The sequence below is a fragment of the Oscillospiraceae bacterium genome (assembly GCA_022483045.1).
In the GTDB taxonomy this organism is placed as follows: Bacteria; Bacillota; Clostridia; order Oscillospirales; family Acutalibacteraceae; genus Caproicibacterium.
On the sequence record JAKVOA010000002.1, the window covers coordinates 320,988 to 341,161 of the forward strand.

Consider the following 20,174-nt stretch of genomic DNA (forward strand, 5'->3'; position numbering starts at 1 on the left):
ATGATTTGTACAAAGAACTGCAAAATCTGTTTTCCAACACCCGGAGAAAAAACGCAATTCAAAGCAATTCCAATGACAAGCCTTACTTTCCTACGCAAAATGTCTCAAAGACACGGTCAATCACTGCTTCTGAGGCATGCTCGCCGGTCAGCTCCATCAGGGCAGAGACTGCATCATCAACGCACACGGTCACGGCATCGAGCGTCATGCCGCTGTGCAGGGCCTGCAGTGCCTCATCAAGAGCCTTTTGTGCGCAGCGCGCGGCTTCCTGCTGACGCTGGGTAAACAGCATACCGGAATCCGGATCAATTTTTTGCAGGTGCAGCACCTGCTGTACTGCTTCTTTCAACGCCTGCAGGCCGCTTCCCTGCAGGGCACTAATATATACAATTTGTTTAAATTTTGATTGTATATACGAATTGTCAATTTGATTAAGCAGGTCGCTTTTATTGATAACCGCAATTGCGGGGGTATCGCCAATCAAATCAATAAAGGTGCGATCCTCCTGCCGCAGCGGCTCTGAAGAATCAAATACCGCCAAAACCAGCTGAGCCGCCTCTACCCGGGTGCGGCTGCGCAGCACCCCCAGCTGCTCGACCGGGTCCTCTGTGTCACGCAGGCCGGCAGTATCTGCCAAGCGCAGGGGAACTTCACCCAGCTGAATGGTTTCTTCCACAACGTCGCGGGTCGTGCCCGCATAAGACGTGACAATGCTCTTTTCACAGCCGGTCAAAAGATTCATCAGCGTACTCTTGCCGACGTTTGGCCGGCCGGCAATCACAGTATCCACGCCGTTTTTTAAAATGCGGCCAGTATCAAAACCAGAGAGCAGCTGCAAAAGCGTATGGTCGGCGTGCTGCAGGCTCTTTTCCAGCTGGGCATTCTCTACCTCCGGCACATTTTCTTCCGGAAAATCCGCCCATGCAGCCAAATGTGCCGCCGTGTCGGTCAGCTGTTGGCGCACCGTGCTGATTTTTTGATTCAGCCGGCCCTCCTGTCCAGCACGGGCAGCGCGCGCCGCGCCCTCGCCCTGTGCACAAATCATCTCCATAACCGACTCCGCCTGGGTCAGATCCATCTTGCCATTCAGGTAAGCGCGCCGCGTAAATTCGCCCGGCTGTGCCAGCCGCGCACCGGCATCCAGGCAGGCATTGAGCAGGCGGCGCAGCAGATAGAGCCCGCCATGGCAGGAAAGCTCCACCACATCTTCGCCGGTATAGCTTTTGGGTGCACGGTAATTTGCCGCCACGCACTGGTCAAAGGTTCCTTTTTGGTCGTGAACCGCACCAAACAAAGAGGTATACCCCGGAATATCCCCCAAGGTCTTTCCTGAAACAGAAGTAAAGACGCTGTCCGCCACGCTGCGGGCATTTTCGCCGGAAATACGCACAATGCCAATGCCGCCCGGCGCCAGCGGTGTGCTGATTGCCACAATGGTATGCAAGGAAACCCCATCCTTTCACAAAAAGGGCGGCAGACCATGGGGCCCGCCGCCAAATCTGCAGGAAAAGCGCTGCTTTTCTCTGCATCTATTTATTCTGTGTACAAAATTCTTACTGCTGCGGAGTGCGGTTAATGCGCCCATAAAGCGGCACATCTGGTTTGCTCTCTGCTGTTGCCCCAGCAGCAGGGGAAGCCTGTGTCTGCGGCCGTTTCTGTTCTTCATAAGGTCTGCGGGCATTATTTTTCTGCTGCGGGCGCGGCCCGCGGTTTCCGCTATAGGGGCGGTGACCGCCGCCGTAGGGACGTTTGCCGCTGGGGCGGCCGCTCTGCTGTCTGCGCGGCTGATATTTTTCTCCGCCCTCGGGACCGACAACCACATGGCGGGCCTGGTCTTTGCCCTCACTCCAGCTGGTGGCACCCTCAATCTGCTGAACAGCAGTATGAATAATCCGCCGCTCATAGGGATTCATCGGCTCCAGCGAATTGTTGCGGCCGGTCTTAACAGCTTTTGCAGCCAATTTTTTACCGAGTGCTTCCAGCGTCTCGCGGCGCTTTTCACGGTAATTACCTATATCCAGCGTAATGCGGAAATAGGCATCTTCTGACTGGTTTGCAACCAAACCCGCCAGGTACTGCAGGGCATCCAGCGTTTCGCCGCGGTGGCCGATTACAAAGCCGACATCGCCGCCGGTAATAGAGAGCATGGCACCGGAATTGTTTTCTTCCTTCTGTATATCAATCTGTACATCATCAAGGCCTAAATGTTTGAGAATACTGCCGAGATAAGAAGCCGCTTTTTCAGCCGGCCCTTCTTCGACATAGGCGCGTACTTTTGCGGGACTGCCGCCGAAAAGACCAAGTGTCTTTCGCACAGGCATCTGCAAAATTTCAAATTCTGCTTCGTCCGGATCCATGCCAAGCTCTTGACATGCCTTTGCCCGAGCTTCCTCTACGGTATCGCCGGTTCCAATCGCTTCTTTACGCATGATACAGTATCCTCCTTTATTTTTAGCCTAGAAAAAGGTTGCAGTATTAGGAAAAACACCAGAGAAAATGAGTGTAAAATTACTTTTTCTGCCCCATATAGTCTGCCTTATTCTGTGCTTTGCCGGCTTTGCCCTTTTTGGACTGGCCGCCCTTAGCAGACTTCTTTTTGCCGGCCTCGTCGCTTTCTATGCGGCTCTTGTTGGACAAGCGTTTTGCAAGCTCGGTCTGCACGTTTTGCGGCAAAGGCTTAATGACAGCCTCTTTTTGGCGCATTAGCAGCACATGCGAGCCGTCTGCTTCCGCTGCCAGCATCTGCGGCGAATAGTACTTCTGCATAAGCCAGGAGCGTACAAGGTTCATGACGCCGCTGACTGCATAATAAAGACTCATTGCGGCCGGCAGGGTACAGGTGATGTAGCCGAAGAACAAAGGCATCAGCACCATAAAGCCAGTCATGCAGCCCTGCTGCGGCTGTGCCTGTCCGTTCTTCTTCTGGCACTGGGTCATATAAACGGTTGCGATGATCTGCAGAGCGATACTGGCAAAAGGAAGGATAAACAGCGGTGTTGTGAAAATGGTGCTCCAGAACTGGCCTGAAACCGCCGGTGTCTGCAGCAGGTTCATACCAAGGAACATAAAGCTGCCGCTGAAAACAGACAGCTTTGCAAAATCATGCGCGCTGAAAAGCGGCTGCAGATAATTGCTGATCAAATGAAAATCCTTTGCAATATCCAGTTCGCGGTACTGGTTGGCGTAGTTTCCCATGGTGCTGGCAAGTGCGTCGCCCGGCACACGCTGAATAAAATCAGAGGCACTGGAGATAGCGGAAGCATTCAAATGCAGCACATTAGAAAGCGGGCTGGCGTACGCCCAAAACATGCCCATAAAGATGAGCATAGGCAAAAGCGTCATCAGGCAGCTGCCGCCCATGCCACCCATGCCTTCTTTATTGTACAGTTCCTGCTGGGCTTCCATCAGCTTTGCTTTGTCGTTTCCGTACATTTTCTGCAATTCCTGCATTTTTTTCTGCAGGCGCATGCTGCCAGACATGCTCTTTTGCTGCTTAATGTACATCGGGAAGCTGAGCAGCTGCAAAATAACGGTGAACAAAATGACAGCAACGCCGTAATTGCGCACCAGAAAATACAGAACATACAGCGGGTATCCAATCAACCAGCCAAACCCGTTAAAAATGGTATTAAAAATCTGCATAAGATGTTTTATGCTCCTTTTGTCAGGATTTTCACTTTTTCAAGACTTTCTTTCTCTGTTTCTTTTCCGGCACCGGGTCAAAGCCGCCCTTACTGAAAGGGTTGCAGCGCAAAAGCCGCCACAAAGCCAAAAGCCCGCCCTTTAGCGGGCCAAAGCGCTCGACCGCCTGTATGGCATAATTCGAGCAGGTGGGGTAATACCTGCAGCAAGGCCCATGCAGCGGCGAAAGATTGCGCTGATAAAAATGAAGAAGCTTTATGATCAGCTTTTTCATTGATAAAGCCCCGCTTTTTTCAGTTGCTGCTCCATCGCGTGCTTTACGACCGTGCTTTTTACATACGGTGTCTTTGCCCTGGCTACAAAGATAAAGTCGTGGCCCGGCCGGATATGCGGCAGCAGGGCCCAAAACGCGGCCCTTATCACCCTGCGCGAGCGGTTTCTCTGCACTGCGTTGCCAATGCGTTTGCTGGTAGTAATGCCCATGCGCACTTTACCACAATGATTTTTTAAAGTATAGCAAACAACAACCGGGCTGACAAGGTTTTTCCCCCTGCTGTAAATATGCCGGAAATCTCTGTTTTCTTTGATAGGTTCGTACTCCATACGGTCAGCTCCGTTACATCCGTTACATACAAAGAAAGGCCACACAAGCGGTGGCCCTTAGTTGCCTTCATCAGTAGGTCAGGCTTGCCCGGCCTTTTGCTCTGCGGCGTGCAAGTACCTTGCGGCCGTTTTTAGTAGACATTCTCTTGCGGAAACCATGTTCCTTTTGACGATGCAGCTTTTTAGGCTGATAAGTTCTTTTCATAGGTAAGAAACCCTCCTTTCGGAATAAACCTCTGCAAGTTAGCATTATAGCTTATTTTTGCCGAGCCTGTCAAGCAGTATCTGTTTACAGGCCGCAAAAAAGTGAAATTTTTTCTGTGTTTCAGCCGTGTTTTCTGTCTGCGTGCTTCATTGCAAAAGGTACCACTTTATGCTACAATGAAACAGAATATTATTTAAATGATTTAAATAAGCGCAGGGCTTCGGCCCTTGCTGCTGACGTACAGAGGAGAGCTGCATACATGGATTCCTTCACAGAGGCCTGGGGGCTTATCTGCGACTACTGCAAAACCAAAATTACAGAAGTTGCCTATACGACCTGGATCTCCCGCATAGAGCCAGTAAACCTGGACTTTTCCAGCGGGACCGCCGTGCTGAAAGTGCCAAATGACTTTCACCGAAAGACAATTACGCACTATTACCTTGATACCATCAAAGAAGCTTTTGCGCAGGTGTTTGGCACATCAGACATAAAAATAGACCTGCGCACAGAAGAAGACCTAGCCCCGCAAAAAGCTGCAGAAGAGCCGGAAAACACAGAAAACTACGAATATACCTTTGATACTTTTATTGTGGGCCCAAGCAACAAGTTTGCCCACGCCGCCAGCATGGCTGTGGCGACCAAACCCGCCGAGCTTTATAATCCGCTGTTTATTTACGGTAACTCCGGCCTGGGAAAGACCCATCTGCTGTACGCCATCTGCAATGAAATCAAAAAGAACACCCCCAACATGGACATTGTCTATATTAAGGGAGACGAATTTACCAATGAACTGATCGATGCCATTCAAAAAGGCACCACAGCCGAGTTTCACAACCGCTACCGCAATGCAGACGTGCTTCTGGTAGATGATATTCAGTTCATTGCTGGCAAAGACTCTACCCAGGAGGAATTCTTTCACACGTTCAATACCTTATATGAAGCGAAAAAGCAGATTGTCCTGACCAGTGACCGGCCGCCAAAAGATATTGCTACCCTGGAAGAGCGCCTGCTCACCCGCTTTGAGTGGGGCCTGACAGCCGATATCCAGCCGCCGGACTTTGAAACGCGCATTGCCATCATCAAGCGCAAAGCTGAGCTTCTGGGAATTGAGCTGGACGACAGTGTAACTGAATATATGGCAAACCGGCTGAAAAACAACATTCGTCAGCTTGAGGGCGCTGTAAAAAAGATGAAAGCCTATCATCTGCTCAACGGCTACCCGCTCAATATCAATACCGCCCAGGCCGCTATCAGCGACATCATCAACAACGACCAGCCTGTGCCGGTCACCATTGAAAAAATTATAGAAGAAGTCAGCCGCACCTTTGGCACCACCCCCGAAGACATCCGCTCAAGCAAGCGCAGCGCAAATATCAGCAATGCCCGCCAGGTGGCTATGTATGTGGTGCGCGAAATCACGCAAATGCCCATGGCACGCATTGGCACAGAATTTGGCGGACGCGATCACTCAACGGTCGTCTATGCGATTCAGCAGGTAGAAAAAAACATCAAGAAAAATCCCCGTATGCGCGCAACTGTCGAGGATATTATCAAAAACATCCGCGACCGGTAATTTTTTATGCCTTTTTGTATTCATTTTTATGTATATAAATTCATGTATGCAGTGTATAAATTTAAGTTTATTCTTCAACTTGTTTTCAACTTTCCCCACCGAGTTTTCAACAGAGAGTTGAGAAGTGGAAATGGTCAATTCTTTTAGACAAAGCATCAACTGCCACATGTTTAGAAAATCTGCCGCTTTTTTTCGAGTATCTCGGGCTTTTCTGCCTCTTTCCACTTTTCAGGATCCCCTACTAATATCTCTAAATCTATTCTTTTCAAATTATACTCTAAGTAATCAGGAGGCTGCCTTCTTATGAAATTTACCTGTGACCGCCAGCAGCTGACAGAGGCTGTATTAAATGTGCAGCGCGCTGTATCTGCCAAAAGTTCCATCCCTGCACTGCAGGGTATTCTATTAAAGGCAAAGCAAAACAGTATTTTCCTTTGCGGCTATGATGCCGAAATGCTCGGCATGACCACCGAAATCGCTGCAAGTGTTACAGAAACGGGTACCGTTGTACTTTCTGCCAAGCTTTTCGGCGATATTGTACGCCGTCTGCCTGACGCCGGGGTCCATATTGAAACCGATGACCGCAACATGACAACCATTCAAAGCGGGCAGAGTAACTTTTCCATTGTCGGCATTCCATCAGAAGAGTACCCGGAACTGCCGCATGTTTCCGGTGAGCGCAGCATTCAGCTGCCTGGCTGTGTACTCAAGGAAATGATTCGCCAGACAATCTTTGCTGTAGCCGAAAGCGATGCCAAGCCAATTCACACCGGCACCCTGTTTGAAATCGGCGATGGAAAAATCCGCCTGATCAGTGTAGACGGCTACCGTTTGGCAATCCGCGAAGAACGAGTGCAGAGCGAAGAGCAGAACCTCTCTTTTGTAGTGCCGGGTAAGGCCCTGCAGGAAGTCAGCAAACTGCTGCCGGACAGCGATGAGGCCTGCACGCTGCAGGTTGGCAGCCGCCACATTCTGTTTATGATTGGCAGCTATACGGTCATTGCAAGGCTGCTTGAGGGCGAGTTTTTGGATTACCGTGCGGCAATTCCACAGGCCAACAGCACAACAATCCTGGTAAAGACCAGCGACTTCATCGACAGTGTCGAGCGCGTTTCTCTTTTGATTACTGATCGGCTGAAAAGCCCTATCCGCTGCATTTTTGAGGAAAACAGCGTCCGCCTTTCCAGCTATACACCGATTGGGCGCGCAAGCGATCAATTCCCTGCAAAGCTGACCGGGCAGAATGTGGAAATGGGCTTTAATAACCATTACCTGCTTGATGCCCTGCGCAATGCCGAGGGCGACCAGGTTAAGATTGAGCTGAACGGTCCGCTTTCACCTATGAAAGTACTGCCGACCGAGGGCAACAGCTTTCTGTTCCTTGTTCTGCCGGTCCGTTTGAAAGCTTCAGAAGAAGAAGAATAAGCGCTTTTCCTGCGCAGTTACGATAAAATATCACGAGAAAAAGGATTAAACTATATGAATAGGGAAATTATAACAATCAGTACGCCCTATATTCGCCTGGATGCCCTGCTGAAAATGGCCGGTGCCGTAGATACTGGCGGCCGCGCCAAATATGTGATTCAGGGTGGGCAGGTGCAGGTAAACGGTGAAGTCTGTACAATGCGTGGCAAAAAACTGCGCCCGGGCGATATTGCAGCCTATGCCGGCCGTTCTTTTGAGGTAGCAGGGTGAGGCTGCTTTCGCTTTTCTGCCGCGGCTACCGCAATTTGGAAGAAACACAGTTTACCCCGCAGCCGGGGGTCAATGTGCTGTGGGGGCAGAATGCTCAAGGAAAAACCAACCTGCTTGAGGCCTTGTGGATTTTTACCGGCGGGCGCAGTTTTCGCGGCGCAAAAGACAGCGAGCTGCCCTGCCGCGGGCAGAGTAGTGCCCAGCTGAAACTCACCTATTACAGCGAAGAGCGGGAGCAGTCCGCTGAAATCCGCATTGGGGGCGGGCGGCGGCAGGCCTTTTTAAATGGCATTGCGCTGCGCTCTCCGGGGGAACTAGTGGGGCATGTCTATGCGGTCATTTTTTCGCCGGAACACCTTTCTCTGGTGCGCGGCGGCCCCGCAAACCGGCGCAGTTTTCTGGATGCGGCCCTTTGTCAGATAAAGCCCGGATATGCCCGGCTTTTGAGCCGCTACCACCGTGCACTTTCCCAGCGTAATTCGCTTCTAAAGGACATTCCGCGCCATTGGGAGCTTGCCGATACACTGCCGGTTTGGGATTCGCGTCTGGTACAGGATGGCGAAAAAATCGTGTTTCAGCGTAAAAGTTATCTTGAGCGCCTTTCTGTATTTGCCGATTCTGTTTATGCGGGTCTGAGCCATGGAAAAGAGAAGCTCCAGCTTTCTTATGCCGCTTCTGCAGAAAATCTTGCAGAAGCTCTGCAGAAAGATCAGAAGAAAGATATCCGGCAGGGGTTTACCGGTGCCGGCCCGCACCGGGACGACATAGAAATTTTGCTCGACGGCAGCCCGGCCCGCGCCTATGCTTCACAGGGGCAGAAGCGCAGCATTGTGCTGGCGCTGAAGCTTGCCGAGGCGCGTATTTTAGAGGAGTGCACCGGCGAAAAGCCGGCGGTTCTGCTGGACGACGTTTTGAGTGAACTGGACAGTACCCGGCAGGATTATCTGCTGAATCACCTGACAGAATGCCAGGTCTTTATTACCTGCTGCGAGCCGGCACAGGCGCAGGTCCTGCGCGGCGGCGGTCTGTTTCAGGTACAAGAGGGGCGCATTGTCCCTGCCGGTCCGGCACAACAGAAAGGAGACAGCCATGTATCTGCACTTGGGGCAGAAGACCGTCATTCGCAGTGAAGATATTCTGGGCATTTTTGATATGGAAAAATCTACTCTGTCTGCTTCTACGCGGGCATACCTTGCAAAAAGCGAAAAAGAGGGACATGTGGTCAATGTGTCAATGGAAATGCCAAAAAGCTTTGTGCTGTGCTGCTTTCCAGATGGCCGCGAGACCGTGTATATTACACCGATTGGTTCTGCTACCCTGCTCAAGCGCGCAGGTTTTATGGAAGAACTGAGAAATGTAAATGCTGACAGACAGGAGCTGATAAAATGACCAAACGAAAAAGCCCGTGCTGCCCATACTGCGGAAAACGGGTAAATCCCCTGATGGCTTTTGTACTGAAAGATCAGGGTGAGTACCGCTGCACAAAGTGCCGTGGTATTTCCAATGTTCATCTCAATTACGCAATCTATCGCCTGGCGGTGGTTCTTGTGCTTACCTCCGCAGCAATTCTTTTGATAGAGGAAATCTTTATCCGCCGCTTTTCGTGGTATTCTCCCCTGCTCGTTTTTCTCCCATTTTTGTTTTTTTATCTTCTTTCGCCATTTTATGTGGAGCTGAGACGCCCAATTATTAAGCGCAAGCCCATTGGGCACCGTGCGCCAAACAGCATTACCGGCGGCATCAGTGATGAGGTGTATGCGGCATCTCTTGAAGGCACACAGACAGACAGCGGCGCAGAAGAGCCGACCGTGAGCGTACCTTCTCTGTACGACCGGCCGGCCTACCGCAGACAGCAGAGAACTGCCGCACCAAATGAGGAGCCGACGATTATGATGGACCACGTTAGTCGCCGTCCCGCCGCACAGCGTCCGCTGCGCAGCAGGCAGGAGGAAGTTTCGCCGCAAAAGGCCGTGCAGCAATTGGAAAAGAATGTGGCACAGCAGGCACACCCTGTGTTTTATGAGAAACCGCAAACAAAAGCGCCAGAGGGAAGATATCGCGCCTACCGCGCACCTCTTGGGGAAAATCAGGAGGAAAAACATGAGTAAAAATCCTGCCTGCTGCCCGTGGTGCGGCGCGCATTTTTCGCTGGCAGAGCGCCTGCGCGCAAAACAGGAAAAGACAGACAGCTGCCCATTTTGCGGGAAAAAGACGATGGCCTGCCGCAGCAAAAAAAGGCTTGTGCTGTTTTGGCTTTTGTTTGCGGGCATGTGTGCGGCTGATTTCTTTCTGCTGGTCTTTGGCGTGCCAATACTGGCAGTTTGGCTTTTAACAGCGGCTTTTGCAGCTGCGCTGTGGTTTTTGCGCGGCTGGACAGTTGTATTTCGCAAAAATTTATCCTGAAAAATGGCTTTACATACAAAGACAAAAGAAACCGCAGATACAGAAATAAAAATTGAGGCCGGCGCACAGGCGGCGGCCCCGGTTACAGGCGGGTTTCCCACAGGAGGTTGCAATTTTGAAGATCAATCAGGTAACACATGCAGAGGAAACATATAATGCGGACCAAATACAGGTATTGGAAGGACTGGAAGCGGTGCGCAAGCGCCCCGGCATGTACATTGGCTCTACCGGCGAGCGCGGCCTGCACCATTTGGTGTACGAAATCGTCGACAATGCTGTCGATGAGGCACTGGCCGGCTTTTGCGACCGCATTGATGTAAAAATCGAGCCGGAAAATATTATCAATGTCACCGACAATGGCCGCGGCATTCCGGTGGGTGTCGAACACAAAACCGGCCTGCCCGCGCTGACAGTTGTCTATACCGTCCTGCATGCCGGCGGCAAGTTTGGCGGCGGCGGATACAAGGTTTCTAGCGGCCTGCACGGCGTGGGCGCTTCGGTTGTCAATGCGCTGTCTTCTTGGCTGGAGGTCAAGGTAATCCACGACGGAAAAATTTATTTTCAGCGCTTTGAAAAAGGAAAGGTTGCCTGTGACTTAAAAATCATCGGCGATGCAGAGCCCGGCCAGAGCGGTACCAACGTGCGCTTTTTGGCGGACCCTGATATTTTCTGCGATACGACTGTTTACCGCTATGATATTCTGCAGAAGCGTCTGCGCGAGCAGGCATTCTTAAATGCCGGTGTCAACATCATTTTGACAGATGCGCGCGACCCGGAAAATCTAATTTCAAACCGCTACTGCTACGAAGGCGGACTTTCCAGTTTTGTCGAGTTTATCAATAAAGACAAAGAGGCTGTTCACCCCGATGTAATCCACTTTTCCGCGGTTGCACCAGATGGCAACTCCACTGCAGAAATTGCTATGCAGTACACGGATTCTTACAGTGAGGTGCTTTTGTCTTTTGCAAACGACGTGCACACCACTGACGGCGGCACCCATGTCGAGGGCTTTAAGCGCGCCTTGACTCGCGTGATGAACACCTACGCGCACCAGCACAATCTGCTGAAAGACAGCGATGAAAACCTGAGCGGCGACGACGTGCGCGAGGGCTTAACCGCTATTGTCAGCATTAAAGTAAAAGATGCCCAGTTTGAAAGCCAGACCAAAGCAAAGCTCGGCAATACCGAAATTGGCACCTTGGTCAATTCGGTTGTCGGCGACAAACTTTCCACGTACCTTGAGGAACACCCGGCGGTTGCAAAATCTATTTTTGAAAAAGCACTGGCTGCTTCCCGCGCTCGCGCGGCCGCACGAAAAGCGCGCGACCTGGTGCGCCGCAAATCTGTACTTGAAACCGCTAGCCTGCCCGGAAAATTAGCAGACTGCCAGAGCCGCGACCCCGACGAAACTGAAATTTATATCGTCGAGGGCGACTCCGCAGGCGGTTCTGCCAAAATGGGGCGTGACCGCAAATTTCAGGCAATCCTTCCCCTGTGGGGCAAAATGCTGAATGTCGAAAAGGCGCGGCTCGATAAAGTTTACGGCAACGAAAAACTAATGCCGATTGTCACGGCACTGGGCACGGGTATTGGTGAGGAATTTGATATTTCCAAGCTGCGCTACGGCAAAATCATCATTATGGCCGATGCTGATGTCGACGGCTCGCATATCCGTATTCTGCTGCTGACTTTCTTCTTCCGCTTTATGAAACAGCTGGTCGAGGAAGGACACATCTACCTTGCACAGCCGCCGCTGTACCGCCTGACTAAAAATCAGCAGCATTATTATGCCTATACGGACGCACAGCGTGAAAAACTGATGGCAGAGCTGGGCCAGACAGAAATGCAGCGCTACAAAGGCCTGGGCGAAATGGACCCAGAGCAGCTGTGGGAAACTACAATGAATCCCGACACACGCATTATGCGCCGTGTAGAAGTAGAGGACGCCGCCGCTGCCGATGCCGCCTTTACCGTACTGATGGGCGACAAAGTAGAGCCGCGCCGCCAATATATTGAGGAAAACGCGAAATACGCGGAAAACCTGGATGTTTAACGCCTTTTTCGGCTTTGGATGCGGGCAGGTGTTTTCATTTTTCTTAAAATCTGGTATAATTATTTTATATCCGCCTGCCCAATCTTTAGGCTGGAGAACTGAAAAAGGAGTTACGCAGTATGAGTGAAAAACGAATGGAAGAAGCGATGAAGCCTCCCGAACCGGAGGAACAGGCCGACGACAGCGACGGTATCCGATGGGACGGCAGCGAAGCAGAAATGGTGCCCGATGAGGACGCCAAAGCTTTTGATGAAACCCTGACAGCTGTAAAAATCAGCTATACGCTGACCGATGAAGAACTTTGCCGGGCCTACCTGCGGGTGGGCATGACCCGCACAAACCGGCTTTTACTGGGGGGCATTTCTGTGCTTTCCTTTGCGGCGGCTGCCTTTTACGTGGTTTGGTTCTGCCTGCATTTATCGGGCGCTTCTCTGGCGTTTGCCGTGCTGTTTGCAGCACTGGGTGTCGTAACGGCTGTTTTTCCCCGGCTTTCCATTCGCAGATACGCGAAGAAAAACAATGACCATCAAAAATACATTTTAAAAATTTACCCGGATGTTATTGAGGGCGAACATGGCGGCAGCAAAATCACCATTCCGCTGGACGGCTCTTTTACCCGGGTGCATGAAAAAGGCCTGTTTCTGCTTTACAGCACAAAGGGCCCGATCGACCGCGACCACTTGCTGGTATTACCGCTGCGCAGCGTGGAACCGGATGTTTTAGCGGACGTTGAGGCAATGCTTCGGGTCGGTACATGCCGAAGCAAAGGAAAATCCGTCCGATAAAATTGTTTCGCGGGATAAAAGAAAGAACCGCGGCTCTGCCCCAAAAAGCTTTTGGCGGCTTGCCGTGTACAGCTGCGCACAGGAGGAAATCCTTTCATGGATGAGATTGAAAACGAAAATAACCAGAGAATCATTGATGTCGACTTAGAGGAAGAAGTACAGAAATCCTTCATGGCGTACTCTATGTCGGTCATTGTACAGCGTGCTCTGCCGGATGTGCGCGACGGCCTGAAGCCGGTGCACCGCCGCATTCTGTATGCAATGTATGAGGACGGCATTACGCCGGATAAGCCCTATAAAAAGTGCGCGACCACCGTGGGCGATGTACTGGGCCGGTACCATCCGCACGGTGATGCCTCGGTGTATGACGCACTGGTGCGTCTGGCACAGGACTTTTCCATGCGCTATATGCTGGTCGACGGCCACGGCAACTTTGGCTCTGTTGATGGCGACCCGCCTGCTGCTTATCGTTACACAGAGTCCCGTATGAGCAAGCTGTCTGTCGAAATGCTGCGCGATATTGATAAAGAGACCGTCGACTTTGGGCCAAACTTCGACGACAGCCGCAAAGAACCCAAAGTGCTGCCCAGCCATTTTCCAAACCTTTTAGTCAACGGCTCCACCGGCATTGCTGTCGGCATGGCGACAAACATTCCGCCGCACAACTTGGGGGAAGTGATTGACGGCGTCTGTGCACTGATTGACAACCCCGACATTACTCTTGATGGTTTGATGGAGCACATTAAGGGCCCAGATTTCCCGACCGCCGGCATTATTATGGGCCGTGCCGGAATCCGCGCCGCCTATGCTACCGGCCGCGGCCGCATTACTGTGCGCGCCCGTGCAGAGATTGTGGAGGAAAAGAATGGCCGCTTCAGCATTGTTGTGACCGAGCTGCCCTATCAGGTCAACAAAGCGCGCCTGATTGAAAGCATGGCTGACCTGGTCAAAAATAAGCGTATCAACGGCATTTCTAATATTGAGGACCATTCCGACCGAAACGGCATGCATATTCTGATTACGCTTAAGCGGGACGCTTCCCCGCAGATTGTGCTCAATCAGCTGTATTCCTATACTCAACTGCAGACAACTTTCAGTGTGAATATGCTGGCAATTGTCGGCGCACACGAAAATTACGGCGGCGAGCCAAAGCTGCTGACCTTAAAGCAGATTCTGGAGTATTACGTCGATTTTCAGAAAGATGTTATTACCCGCAAAGCAAAGTTTGACCTGAAAAAAGCACTGGCCCGCGCACATATTTTAGAGGGTTTAAAAATTGCTGTCGACAACATCGACGAAATCATTGCCATTATCCGTTCTAGTCGCGACCGCGCGACCGCGCGTGCACGCATGACCGAGCGCTTTGGCTTGGACGATATCCAGACCCAGTCTATTGTACAGATGCCTTTGGGTGCTCTTACTGGTTTGGAGCGCAAAAAGCTGGAGGAAGAGCTGGCCGCTATCGAGGCGAAAGTCGCCGACCTGCGTGATATTTTGGCGCATGAAGAGCGTGTGCTGGCAATTATCAAGGAAGATGCCCAAAACGTAAAGAAGAAGTTTTCGGATGAGCGCCGTACAGAAATTGTTTCTGTTTCCGGCGAGGTCGATATTGAGGACCTGATTCCAGAGGAAGAGTGCGTGCTCACGCTTACCAATTTTGGCTATGTCAAGCGCTTGGCAGCTGACACGTACCATACGCAGAACCGCGGCGGCCGCGGTATCAGCGCCATGACCCGCCGCGATGAAGATGTCGCGAGCGAAATGTTTGTCTGCGGCAGCCACGACTATGTGCTGTTCTTTACAAACTTTGGCCGGGTCTACCGTTTGAAGTGCTATGAAGTGCCAGAGGGCAGCCGCACCAGCAAAGGTGTCAATATTGCCAACCTGCTGCCGATTTCACAGGGCGAAAGCGTCACTTCCATGATTCGCGTACCGGAATTTGACGATGAAAGTTACCTGTGCATGGTTACCCGCAACGGTATTATCAAGCGCACCCCGCTCTCAGCCTACAACACCGCACGTAAAGGCGGCGTGATTGCGCTTGACCTCAATGAGGGTGATGAACTGTGCTGGGTGCGTCTGACGACCGGTGATGATGAGCTGCTGGTTGCAACCCATTTGGGTATGGCAATTCGCTTTAACGAAAATGATGTGCGCCCTATGGGGCGTGTTGCACACGGTGTAAAGGCCATCACGCTGAAAGACAGCGACTATGTTGTCGGCATGAGTATTCTGCGCGAGGGCGGCCGGGTGCTGACCGTCAGCGAGACCGGCTTTGGTCGGCTGTCGCCCATTGAGGACTACCGCATGCAGAACCGCGGCGGCAAGGGCCTGACAAACTACCATATCGACAAATACGGCTGTGTGGCGGCGATTAAGGTCGTAGACCTGACAGATGATATCATTTTAATTTCTGAAGAGGGTATTATTATCCGAATTCCCGCCGATTCCATCCGCATTTGTGCGCGCCCAAGCAAGGGCGTCAAGGTTATGCGCCTGACCGGCACCGATAAGGTCATCACGCTGGCCCGCACTGAACACGAAGACGATACACCTACTGATGCCCTGCCGGACAATGATGATGATGCAGACGAAGAATCGGAAGACGACCTACAGACGGACGAAGACGACGAAAATACAGAAAAACCCGACGAATCCACAAATGCTGAGGGGAAAACAAATGATACAGACTGAGAAAACACTGAAGCGCAAAGATGTGTATCATGGCCGCATTCTGCAAATGCACGTCGATCAAGTACAGCTGCAGGACGGCAGCATTTCCACCCGGGAATGCGTTGACCACCCGGGCGGCGTCTGTGTAGCGGCAATTACAGCAGAAAACGAAGTTCTGCTGGTTACGCAGTTCCGCTACCCGTACCGGGAAGCGGTGATCGAGGTGCCCGCCGGCAAACTGGACCACCCCGGTGAGGACCCGCTGGAAGCTTGTAAACGGGAGCAGAAAGAAGAAACCGGGACGGCGGCTGACCAATATGTGCCGCTCGGTGTGCTGTACCCCTCCCCCGGCTACACCAATGAAAAGCTGCATTTGTTTGCCTGCCGCATTACTTCTCAGGGCAGCCAGCACTTAGATGACGGCGAATTTCTGGAAGTGGAGCGCGTTCCGCTTGTCCGGGCACTTGAAATGATTGACCGCGGCGAGATTCGGGACGCAAAGACACAGGTCGTTATTTTGCGCGCTGCGCAGCTTGTAAGAGACGGAAAACTGTAAAGAAAACGCTTGTTTTGTGAAAAAGTTTATTTTTTTGCAGATTTTTATTGATTTTTTGTATTGTATGTTGTATGATATAAGCAACCGAAATTGTTTGTTTTAGAGAAAGAGCAAAACGAGCAAGGGCTTCGCCTTTGTTTGCTTTGCTCTTTTTTTTGCGACACAAAGGCAAAATCCTATCAAAGACAGGAGGAAATCTATATGTACGATGTAGCAATCATAGGCTGCGGCGTGGTTGGTGCCGCAACTGCCTATGCGCTTTCCCGCTACGACATGAAAGTGGTCGTGCTGGAAGCAGAGAATGACGTTGCCGAAGGTGCTACAAAGGCCAACAGCGCTATTTTACACGCAGGCTTTGACCCAGAACCCAACACCAGCATGGCACGCCTGAATGTTGATGGCATTGCTCTGGCAAAGCAGATCTGTGACCGTTTGGATGTTCCATATAAGATCTGTGGAAGCTTGGTACTGGCGCTTTCTCCAGAGGAACTGCCGCATTTGCAGCATTTGTATGACAATGGGATTGCAAATGGTGTGCCGGATATTCATCTGCTCTCTGCAGAAGAGACTCTGCAGCGTGAGCCGAACCTTTCCAAGACGGTGCAGGGTGCTTTGTGGGCGCCGAGCGCCGGAATTATCAGCCCGTGGGAGTACGCGCTGGCTATGATCGAGGTCGCTGTACGCAATGGCGTAGAGCTGCGCCGCAGCTGCCCGGTTTCCAACATCCGCAAAAAAGACGGCGTCTTTTCTGTATCTATTCCCAGTGATACAGTAGAGGCGAAATATGTGATCAATGCTGCCGGTGTTTATTCCGACAAAATTCACAACATGATTTGCAAGCCAAGCTTCCATATTATTCCGACCCGCGGCGAATATTATGTGCTGGACAAAAACGAGGGCGAGCTTGTGCACTCTACCATTTTCCAGTGCCCAAGCAAGGTAGGCAAAGGCGTTTTGGTTTCGCCAACGGTTGACGGCAACCTGATTGTAGGCCCGAATGCCGAAGAAGTTGGGCCGGAAGATCGCGGCTGCACCGCCGCAGGTCTCAGCTTTATTGCAGAGACTGCTCGCCGCAGTGTGCCGGGTTTCAGTCTTGGCGACTCTATCCGCAACTTTGCCGGTGTGCGCGCCAATGTCGATACAGGCGACTTCATCATCGGTGAGGCACCGGATGTAGAGAACTTTATCGATTTAGCCGGCATCAAGTCACCGGGCCTTTCTTCCTCTGCAGCGATTGCACTGGAAGTCATTAAGATTTTCCAGAAAAAGCGCGTCTTGCCGGAAAAGAAGAAAGACTACAAAGATGGCCGCAAAAAGATTCACTTTAAGCAACTTTCTGCGGAAGAAAAGGCAAAACTGGTGCACGAGCATCCAGAGTACGGCCGCGTCATCTGCCGCTGCGAAACAGTGACCGAGGGCGAAATCCTCAACGCCATTCACAGCGACGTGCCCGCAAGAACTATAGACGGCGTCAAGCGCCGCTGCAATGCCGGCATGGGCCGCTGCCAGGGTGGCTTCTGTGGACCGCGTGTCCTTGAAATCCTGTGCCGCGAGCTGCACATAGACCCGCTGCAGGTTCTGCAGGACCGCGACGGCAGCTATGTACTGGAATCTGAAACAAAGCAGGGAGGGAAACACCATGTATGATCTGGTTGTAATTGGCGGCGGCCCTGCTGGCCTGGCCGCAGCATATCAGGCATATCAGCACGGCCTGCGCAATATTCTGATTTTGGAACGCGATAAGGAGCTGGGCGGCATTTTAAACCAGTGCATTCATAATGGCTTTGGCCTGCACCGCTTCGGCGAGCAGCTGACCGGCCCGGAATATGCCGGCCGCTTCATTAAAATGCTCAATGACACCAATGTACAGGTCAGCTTGGACACCATGGTGCTGGATGTGACCCCCGACAAAAAAGTACATTGTGTTTCTAAAAAAGAGGGATACCGCATTATTGACGCAAAAAGTGTCATTCTCTGCATGGGCTGCCGGGAGCGCACCCGCGGCGCCATCGGCATTCCGGGTACACGCCCGGCCGGTATTTACACCGCCGGCACCGCACAGCGGTATGCCAATATCGAGGGCTATATGGTGGGCAAGCGCGTGCTGATTTTGGGCAGTGGCGATATCGGCTTGATTATGGCTCGCCGTATGACACTGGAGGGTGCAAAAGTGCTGGCCTGTGTCGAGTTAATGCCGTACTCCAGCGGCCTGACCCGCAACATTGTGCAATGCCTGCAGGATTTCAATATTCCGCTGTATCTTTCCCATACGATTACGGATATCCAGGGCAACGGCCGTGTTGAAAAGGTAATCGTCGCCAAAGTCGGCCCCGACCGCAAGCCGATTCCCGGTACCGAAATGGAATTTGACTGCGATACCATTCTGCTCAGCGTTGGCTTGATTCCAGAAAATGAGCTAACCCGCCAGGCCGGCATTGAAATGGACCCGCACACAAAGGGCGCTGTGGTCTATGAGAATATGGAAACCAGTATCCCCGGCGTTTTTGCCAGCGGCAATGTGGTACAGGTGCATGACCTGGTCGACTTTGTTTCCGGTGAAAGTGAATTGGCCGGTGCTTCTGCTGCCGAATATGTAGAAAAAGGCGAGCCGGAAAGCGGCCGCGTACTGAATTTGCAGGTCGGCGACGGAGTTGGCTATACGGTGCCGCAGCGCGTGCGCATGGGCAATGTCGACAAGAATGTGACAGTTTCTTTCCGTGTACGCCGTATTTACGGTACCAGCAGCATTGTGGTCAAGAGTGGGGATACTGTTGTCGCACGCTTTAAGCGCGAGCGCATGACCCCCGGCGAGATGGAACATATCACGCTGCCCCGTGTTCTGCTGGAAAAAGCCCCGCAGGATACGCTGACAGTACAGGCTGAGGAGGCACAAAAATCATGAAAGAAGTCATTTGCATCTGCTGCCCCAAGGGCTGCCATCTTCAGGTAGATGAAGAACATGATTATAAAGTGACCGGCAATGGGTGCCCAAACGGCCTTGCTTACGGCAAAGAGGAAATTACAAATCCTACCCGCATTGTTACCAGCACCGTGCGTGTGACGGGCGGCATTCACCCCCGCTGCCCTGTCAAAACAGACAAGGCAGTGCCCAAAAAACTGGTACCCGCAGTGATGGAGGCGCTGAACGATATCGACTTAAAAGCGCCGGCAGCCGGCGGTGCAGTCGTTATAGAGCATGTCTGCGGCACCGATGCCAATATTGTGACAACACGCAGTATCTGATAAAAAAGCTTACAACAAAAAGGCCCAATCCCTGTAAAAGACCGCTGTGCTTTTGCATAGTGGTCTTTATTTGTTGAGTTTGCACTATATTTATGAATGTGATACAATAATTTAAATAATTTTTCATAGGAGGAAAATAAATGCACGCATTAGGGGAACGAATTATTGCCAATCCGGTTATTGCGGCAGTGAAAACCGAAGGGGCCCTGCAGGATGCGCTGAAATCTGATTGTGACGTTATTTTCCTGTTGACTTCAACGGTCATGGATGTAAAAGAATGTGTAGAAAAGATTCACGAAGCGCAAAAGCTGGCTGTTGTGCATGTCGATTTAGTAGAGGGACTCAGCACCAGAGAAATTGCGGTAGACGGTCTAATTTCTATTTGTCACCCCGACGGCATTATTTCCACACACCCCACCCTGATTCGGCGGGCGCGCCACCGTGGACTGCTCACTGTGCAGCGTGCATTTATCCTGGACTCTATGTCGATTACAAGCCTGTACCCGCAGCTAGAGCTTGGCAAACCCGACTTTGTCGAAATTTTGCCCGGCATTATCCCGCGCGTGGTTGGGGAACTATGTAAGAATGTTTCCATTCCTGTCATTACCGGGGGCCTGATTCACACCAAAGAAGAAGTGATGGCAAATATGGCAGCCGGAGCAGTGGCTATTTCCACTTCCTGCCCAGATGTATGGGCCATGTAGGGCTGCATACAGAAACAAACCATTTGCGCCGCGGCCGGA

At 51.7% G+C, this 20,174-nt stretch carries 21 protein-coding genes; 15 read left to right on the plus strand and 6 right to left on the minus strand.

Going from position 1 to position 20,174, the window contains the following annotated elements; all coding sequences use genetic code 11:
• Positions 1-82 precede the first annotated feature (82 nt).
• The 6 genes from mnmE to rpmH form a co-directional block, all read right to left on the minus strand.
• Positions 83-1,444, minus strand: coding sequence for a tRNA uridine-5-carboxymethylaminomethyl(34) synthesis GTPase MnmE (gene mnmE, locus LKE53_10395; GenBank protein ID MCH3973143.1), 1,362 nt, complete (start codon positions 1,442-1,444; stop codon positions 83-85).
• A 109-nt stretch (positions 1,445-1,553) separates the two neighbouring features.
• On the minus strand, positions 1,554-2,429 hold the full coding sequence (locus tag LKE53_10400) for a protein jag (protein ID MCH3973144.1): 876 nt from the start codon (positions 2,427-2,429) through the stop codon (positions 1,554-1,556).
• A gap of 79 nt (positions 2,430-2,508) precedes the next feature.
• Positions 2,509-3,642, minus strand: a complete 1,134-nt coding sequence (locus tag LKE53_10405) for a YidC/Oxa1 family membrane protein insertase (GenBank protein ID MCH3973145.1) — start codon at positions 3,640-3,642, stop codon at positions 2,509-2,511.
• Positions 3,643-3,673: 31 nt separating this feature from the next.
• Positions 3,674-3,916 (minus strand): membrane protein insertion efficiency factor YidD, encoded by a 243-nt coding sequence (yidD, locus tag LKE53_10410; protein MCH3973146.1) that lies wholly within the window; start codon positions 3,914-3,916, stop codon positions 3,674-3,676.
• Positions 3,913-4,245, minus strand: a complete 333-nt coding sequence (rnpA, locus tag LKE53_10415; protein ID MCH3973147.1) for a ribonuclease P protein component — start codon at positions 4,243-4,245, stop codon at positions 3,913-3,915. Before rnpA ends, yidD begins: the two co-directional genes overlap by 4 nt.
• 70 nt (positions 4,246-4,315) lie before the next feature.
• Complete coding sequence (gene rpmH, locus LKE53_10420) at positions 4,316-4,450, minus strand: 50S ribosomal protein L34 (GenBank protein MCH3973148.1); 135 nt, start codon at positions 4,448-4,450, stop codon at positions 4,316-4,318.
• A gap of 259 nt (positions 4,451-4,709) precedes the next feature.
• Between rpmH and dnaA the strand changes: the two genes are divergently transcribed.
• The 15 genes from dnaA to LKE53_10495 all read left to right on the plus strand — a co-directional run bounded on the left by dnaA (position 4,710) and on the right by LKE53_10495 (position 20,135).
• Positions 4,710-6,023 carry a chromosomal replication initiator protein DnaA gene (gene dnaA, locus LKE53_10425; GenBank protein ID MCH3973149.1) on the plus strand — a complete coding sequence of 438 codons (1,314 nt, stop codon included), beginning with the start codon at positions 4,710-4,712 and terminating at the stop codon, positions 6,021-6,023.
• Between the two features lie 303 nt (positions 6,024-6,326).
• Positions 6,327-7,448, plus strand: coding sequence for a DNA polymerase III subunit beta (gene dnaN, locus LKE53_10430; protein ID MCH3973150.1), 1,122 nt, complete (start codon positions 6,327-6,329; stop codon positions 7,446-7,448).
• 54 nt (positions 7,449-7,502) lie between these two features.
• The gene (locus LKE53_10435) at positions 7,503-7,718 is read left to right on the plus strand and encodes an RNA-binding S4 domain-containing protein (protein MCH3973151.1); all 216 of its coding nucleotides are present in this window, start codon (positions 7,503-7,505) and stop codon (positions 7,716-7,718) included.
• Entirely contained in the window at positions 7,715-8,848 is a 1,134-nt protein-coding gene (gene recF / locus LKE53_10440) for a DNA replication/repair protein RecF (protein ID MCH3973152.1), read from the plus strand. The genes LKE53_10435 and recF overlap by 4 nt, the downstream gene beginning before the upstream one ends.
• Positions 8,808-9,107, plus strand: a complete 300-nt coding sequence (locus LKE53_10445; protein MCH3973153.1) for a DUF370 domain-containing protein — start codon at positions 8,808-8,810, stop codon at positions 9,105-9,107. Before recF ends, LKE53_10445 begins: the two co-directional genes overlap by 41 nt.
• Positions 9,104-9,826 carry a hypothetical protein gene (locus LKE53_10450; GenBank protein MCH3973154.1) on the plus strand — a complete coding sequence of 241 codons (723 nt, stop codon included), beginning with the start codon at positions 9,104-9,106 and terminating at the stop codon, positions 9,824-9,826. Before LKE53_10445 ends, LKE53_10450 begins: the two co-directional genes overlap by 4 nt.
• Positions 9,819-10,121 (plus strand): hypothetical protein, encoded by a 303-nt coding sequence (locus tag LKE53_10455; GenBank protein MCH3973155.1) that lies wholly within the window; start codon positions 9,819-9,821, stop codon positions 10,119-10,121. Before LKE53_10450 ends, LKE53_10455 begins: the two co-directional genes overlap by 8 nt.
• Before the next feature lie 115 nt (positions 10,122-10,236).
• On the plus strand, positions 10,237-12,174 hold the full coding sequence (gene gyrB, locus LKE53_10460) for a DNA topoisomerase (ATP-hydrolyzing) subunit B (protein MCH3973156.1): 1,938 nt from the start codon (positions 10,237-10,239) through the stop codon (positions 12,172-12,174).
• Positions 12,175-12,293: 119 nt separating this feature from the next.
• On the plus strand, positions 12,294-12,959 hold the full coding sequence (locus tag LKE53_10465; protein ID MCH3973157.1) for a hypothetical protein: 666 nt from the start codon (positions 12,294-12,296) through the stop codon (positions 12,957-12,959).
• Positions 12,960-13,064: 105 nt separating this feature from the next.
• A complete protein-coding gene (gene gyrA / locus LKE53_10470; protein MCH3973158.1) occupies positions 13,065-15,653 on the plus strand; it encodes a DNA gyrase subunit A in 2,589 nt (862 codons plus the stop codon).
• Entirely contained in the window at positions 15,640-16,188 is a 549-nt protein-coding gene (locus LKE53_10475; protein ID MCH3973159.1) for an NUDIX hydrolase, read from the plus strand. Before gyrA ends, LKE53_10475 begins: the two co-directional genes overlap by 14 nt.
• Before the next feature lie 201 nt (positions 16,189-16,389).
• Positions 16,390-17,835: an NAD(P)/FAD-dependent oxidoreductase gene (locus LKE53_10480; GenBank protein ID MCH3973160.1), complete on the plus strand. Its 1,446-nt coding sequence runs from the start codon at positions 16,390-16,392 to the stop codon at positions 17,833-17,835.
• Positions 17,828-19,090 (plus strand): NAD(P)/FAD-dependent oxidoreductase, encoded by a 1,263-nt coding sequence (locus LKE53_10485; GenBank protein MCH3973161.1) that lies wholly within the window; start codon positions 17,828-17,830, stop codon positions 19,088-19,090. The genes LKE53_10480 and LKE53_10485 overlap by 8 nt, the downstream gene beginning before the upstream one ends.
• The gene (locus LKE53_10490) at positions 19,087-19,431 is read left to right on the plus strand and encodes a DUF1667 domain-containing protein (protein ID MCH3973162.1); all 345 of its coding nucleotides are present in this window, start codon (positions 19,087-19,089) and stop codon (positions 19,429-19,431) included. The genes LKE53_10485 and LKE53_10490 overlap by 4 nt, the downstream gene beginning before the upstream one ends.
• A 140-nt stretch (positions 19,432-19,571) precedes the next feature.
• Positions 19,572-20,135: a glycerol-3-phosphate responsive antiterminator gene (locus tag LKE53_10495; protein ID MCH3973163.1), complete on the plus strand. Its 564-nt coding sequence runs from the start codon at positions 19,572-19,574 to the stop codon at positions 20,133-20,135.
• Positions 20,136-20,174: the final 39 nt, after the last annotated feature.

What these genes read in the sequence shown, in the direction of transcription:
- LKE53_10400 (MCH3973144.1), bottom strand. Translation starts at nt 2,429, where the DNA reads ATGCGTAAAGAAGCGATTGGAACCGGCGATACCGTAGAGGAAGCTCGG.
- LKE53_10405 (MCH3973145.1), bottom strand. Translation starts at nt 3,642, where the DNA reads ATGCAGATTTTTAATACCATTTTTAACGGGTTTGGCTGGTTGATTGGA.
- yidD (MCH3973146.1), bottom strand. Translation starts at nt 3,916, where the DNA reads ATGAAAAAGCTGATCATAAAGCTTCTTCATTTTTATCAGCGCAATCTT.
- rnpA (MCH3973147.1), bottom strand. Translation starts at nt 4,245, where the DNA reads ATGGAGTACGAACCTATCAAAGAAAACAGAGATTTCCGGCATATTTAC.
- rpmH (MCH3973148.1), bottom strand. Translation starts at nt 4,450, where the DNA reads ATGAAAAGAACTTATCAGCCTAAAAAGCTGCATCGTCAAAAGGAACAT.
- dnaA (MCH3973149.1), top strand. Translation starts at nt 4,710, where the DNA reads ATGGATTCCTTCACAGAGGCCTGGGGGCTTATCTGCGACTACTGCAAA.
- dnaN (MCH3973150.1), top strand. Translation starts at nt 6,327, where the DNA reads ATGAAATTTACCTGTGACCGCCAGCAGCTGACAGAGGCTGTATTAAAT.
- LKE53_10435 (MCH3973151.1), top strand. Translation starts at nt 7,503, where the DNA reads ATGAATAGGGAAATTATAACAATCAGTACGCCCTATATTCGCCTGGAT.
- LKE53_10445 (MCH3973153.1), top strand. Translation starts at nt 8,808, where the DNA reads ATGTATCTGCACTTGGGGCAGAAGACCGTCATTCGCAGTGAAGATATT.
- LKE53_10450 (MCH3973154.1), top strand. Translation starts at nt 9,104, where the DNA reads ATGACCAAACGAAAAAGCCCGTGCTGCCCATACTGCGGAAAACGGGTA.
- LKE53_10455 (MCH3973155.1), top strand. Translation starts at nt 9,819, where the DNA reads ATGAGTAAAAATCCTGCCTGCTGCCCGTGGTGCGGCGCGCATTTTTCG.
- LKE53_10465 (MCH3973157.1), top strand. Translation starts at nt 12,294, where the DNA reads ATGAGTGAAAAACGAATGGAAGAAGCGATGAAGCCTCCCGAACCGGAG.
- LKE53_10475 (MCH3973159.1), top strand. Translation starts at nt 15,640, where the DNA reads ATGATACAGACTGAGAAAACACTGAAGCGCAAAGATGTGTATCATGGC.
- LKE53_10480 (MCH3973160.1), top strand. Translation starts at nt 16,390, where the DNA reads ATGTACGATGTAGCAATCATAGGCTGCGGCGTGGTTGGTGCCGCAACT.
- LKE53_10485 (MCH3973161.1), top strand. Translation starts at nt 17,828, where the DNA reads ATGTATGATCTGGTTGTAATTGGCGGCGGCCCTGCTGGCCTGGCCGCA.
- LKE53_10490 (MCH3973162.1), top strand. Translation starts at nt 19,087, where the DNA reads ATGAAAGAAGTCATTTGCATCTGCTGCCCCAAGGGCTGCCATCTTCAG.
- LKE53_10495 (MCH3973163.1), top strand. Translation starts at nt 19,572, where the DNA reads ATGCACGCATTAGGGGAACGAATTATTGCCAATCCGGTTATTGCGGCA.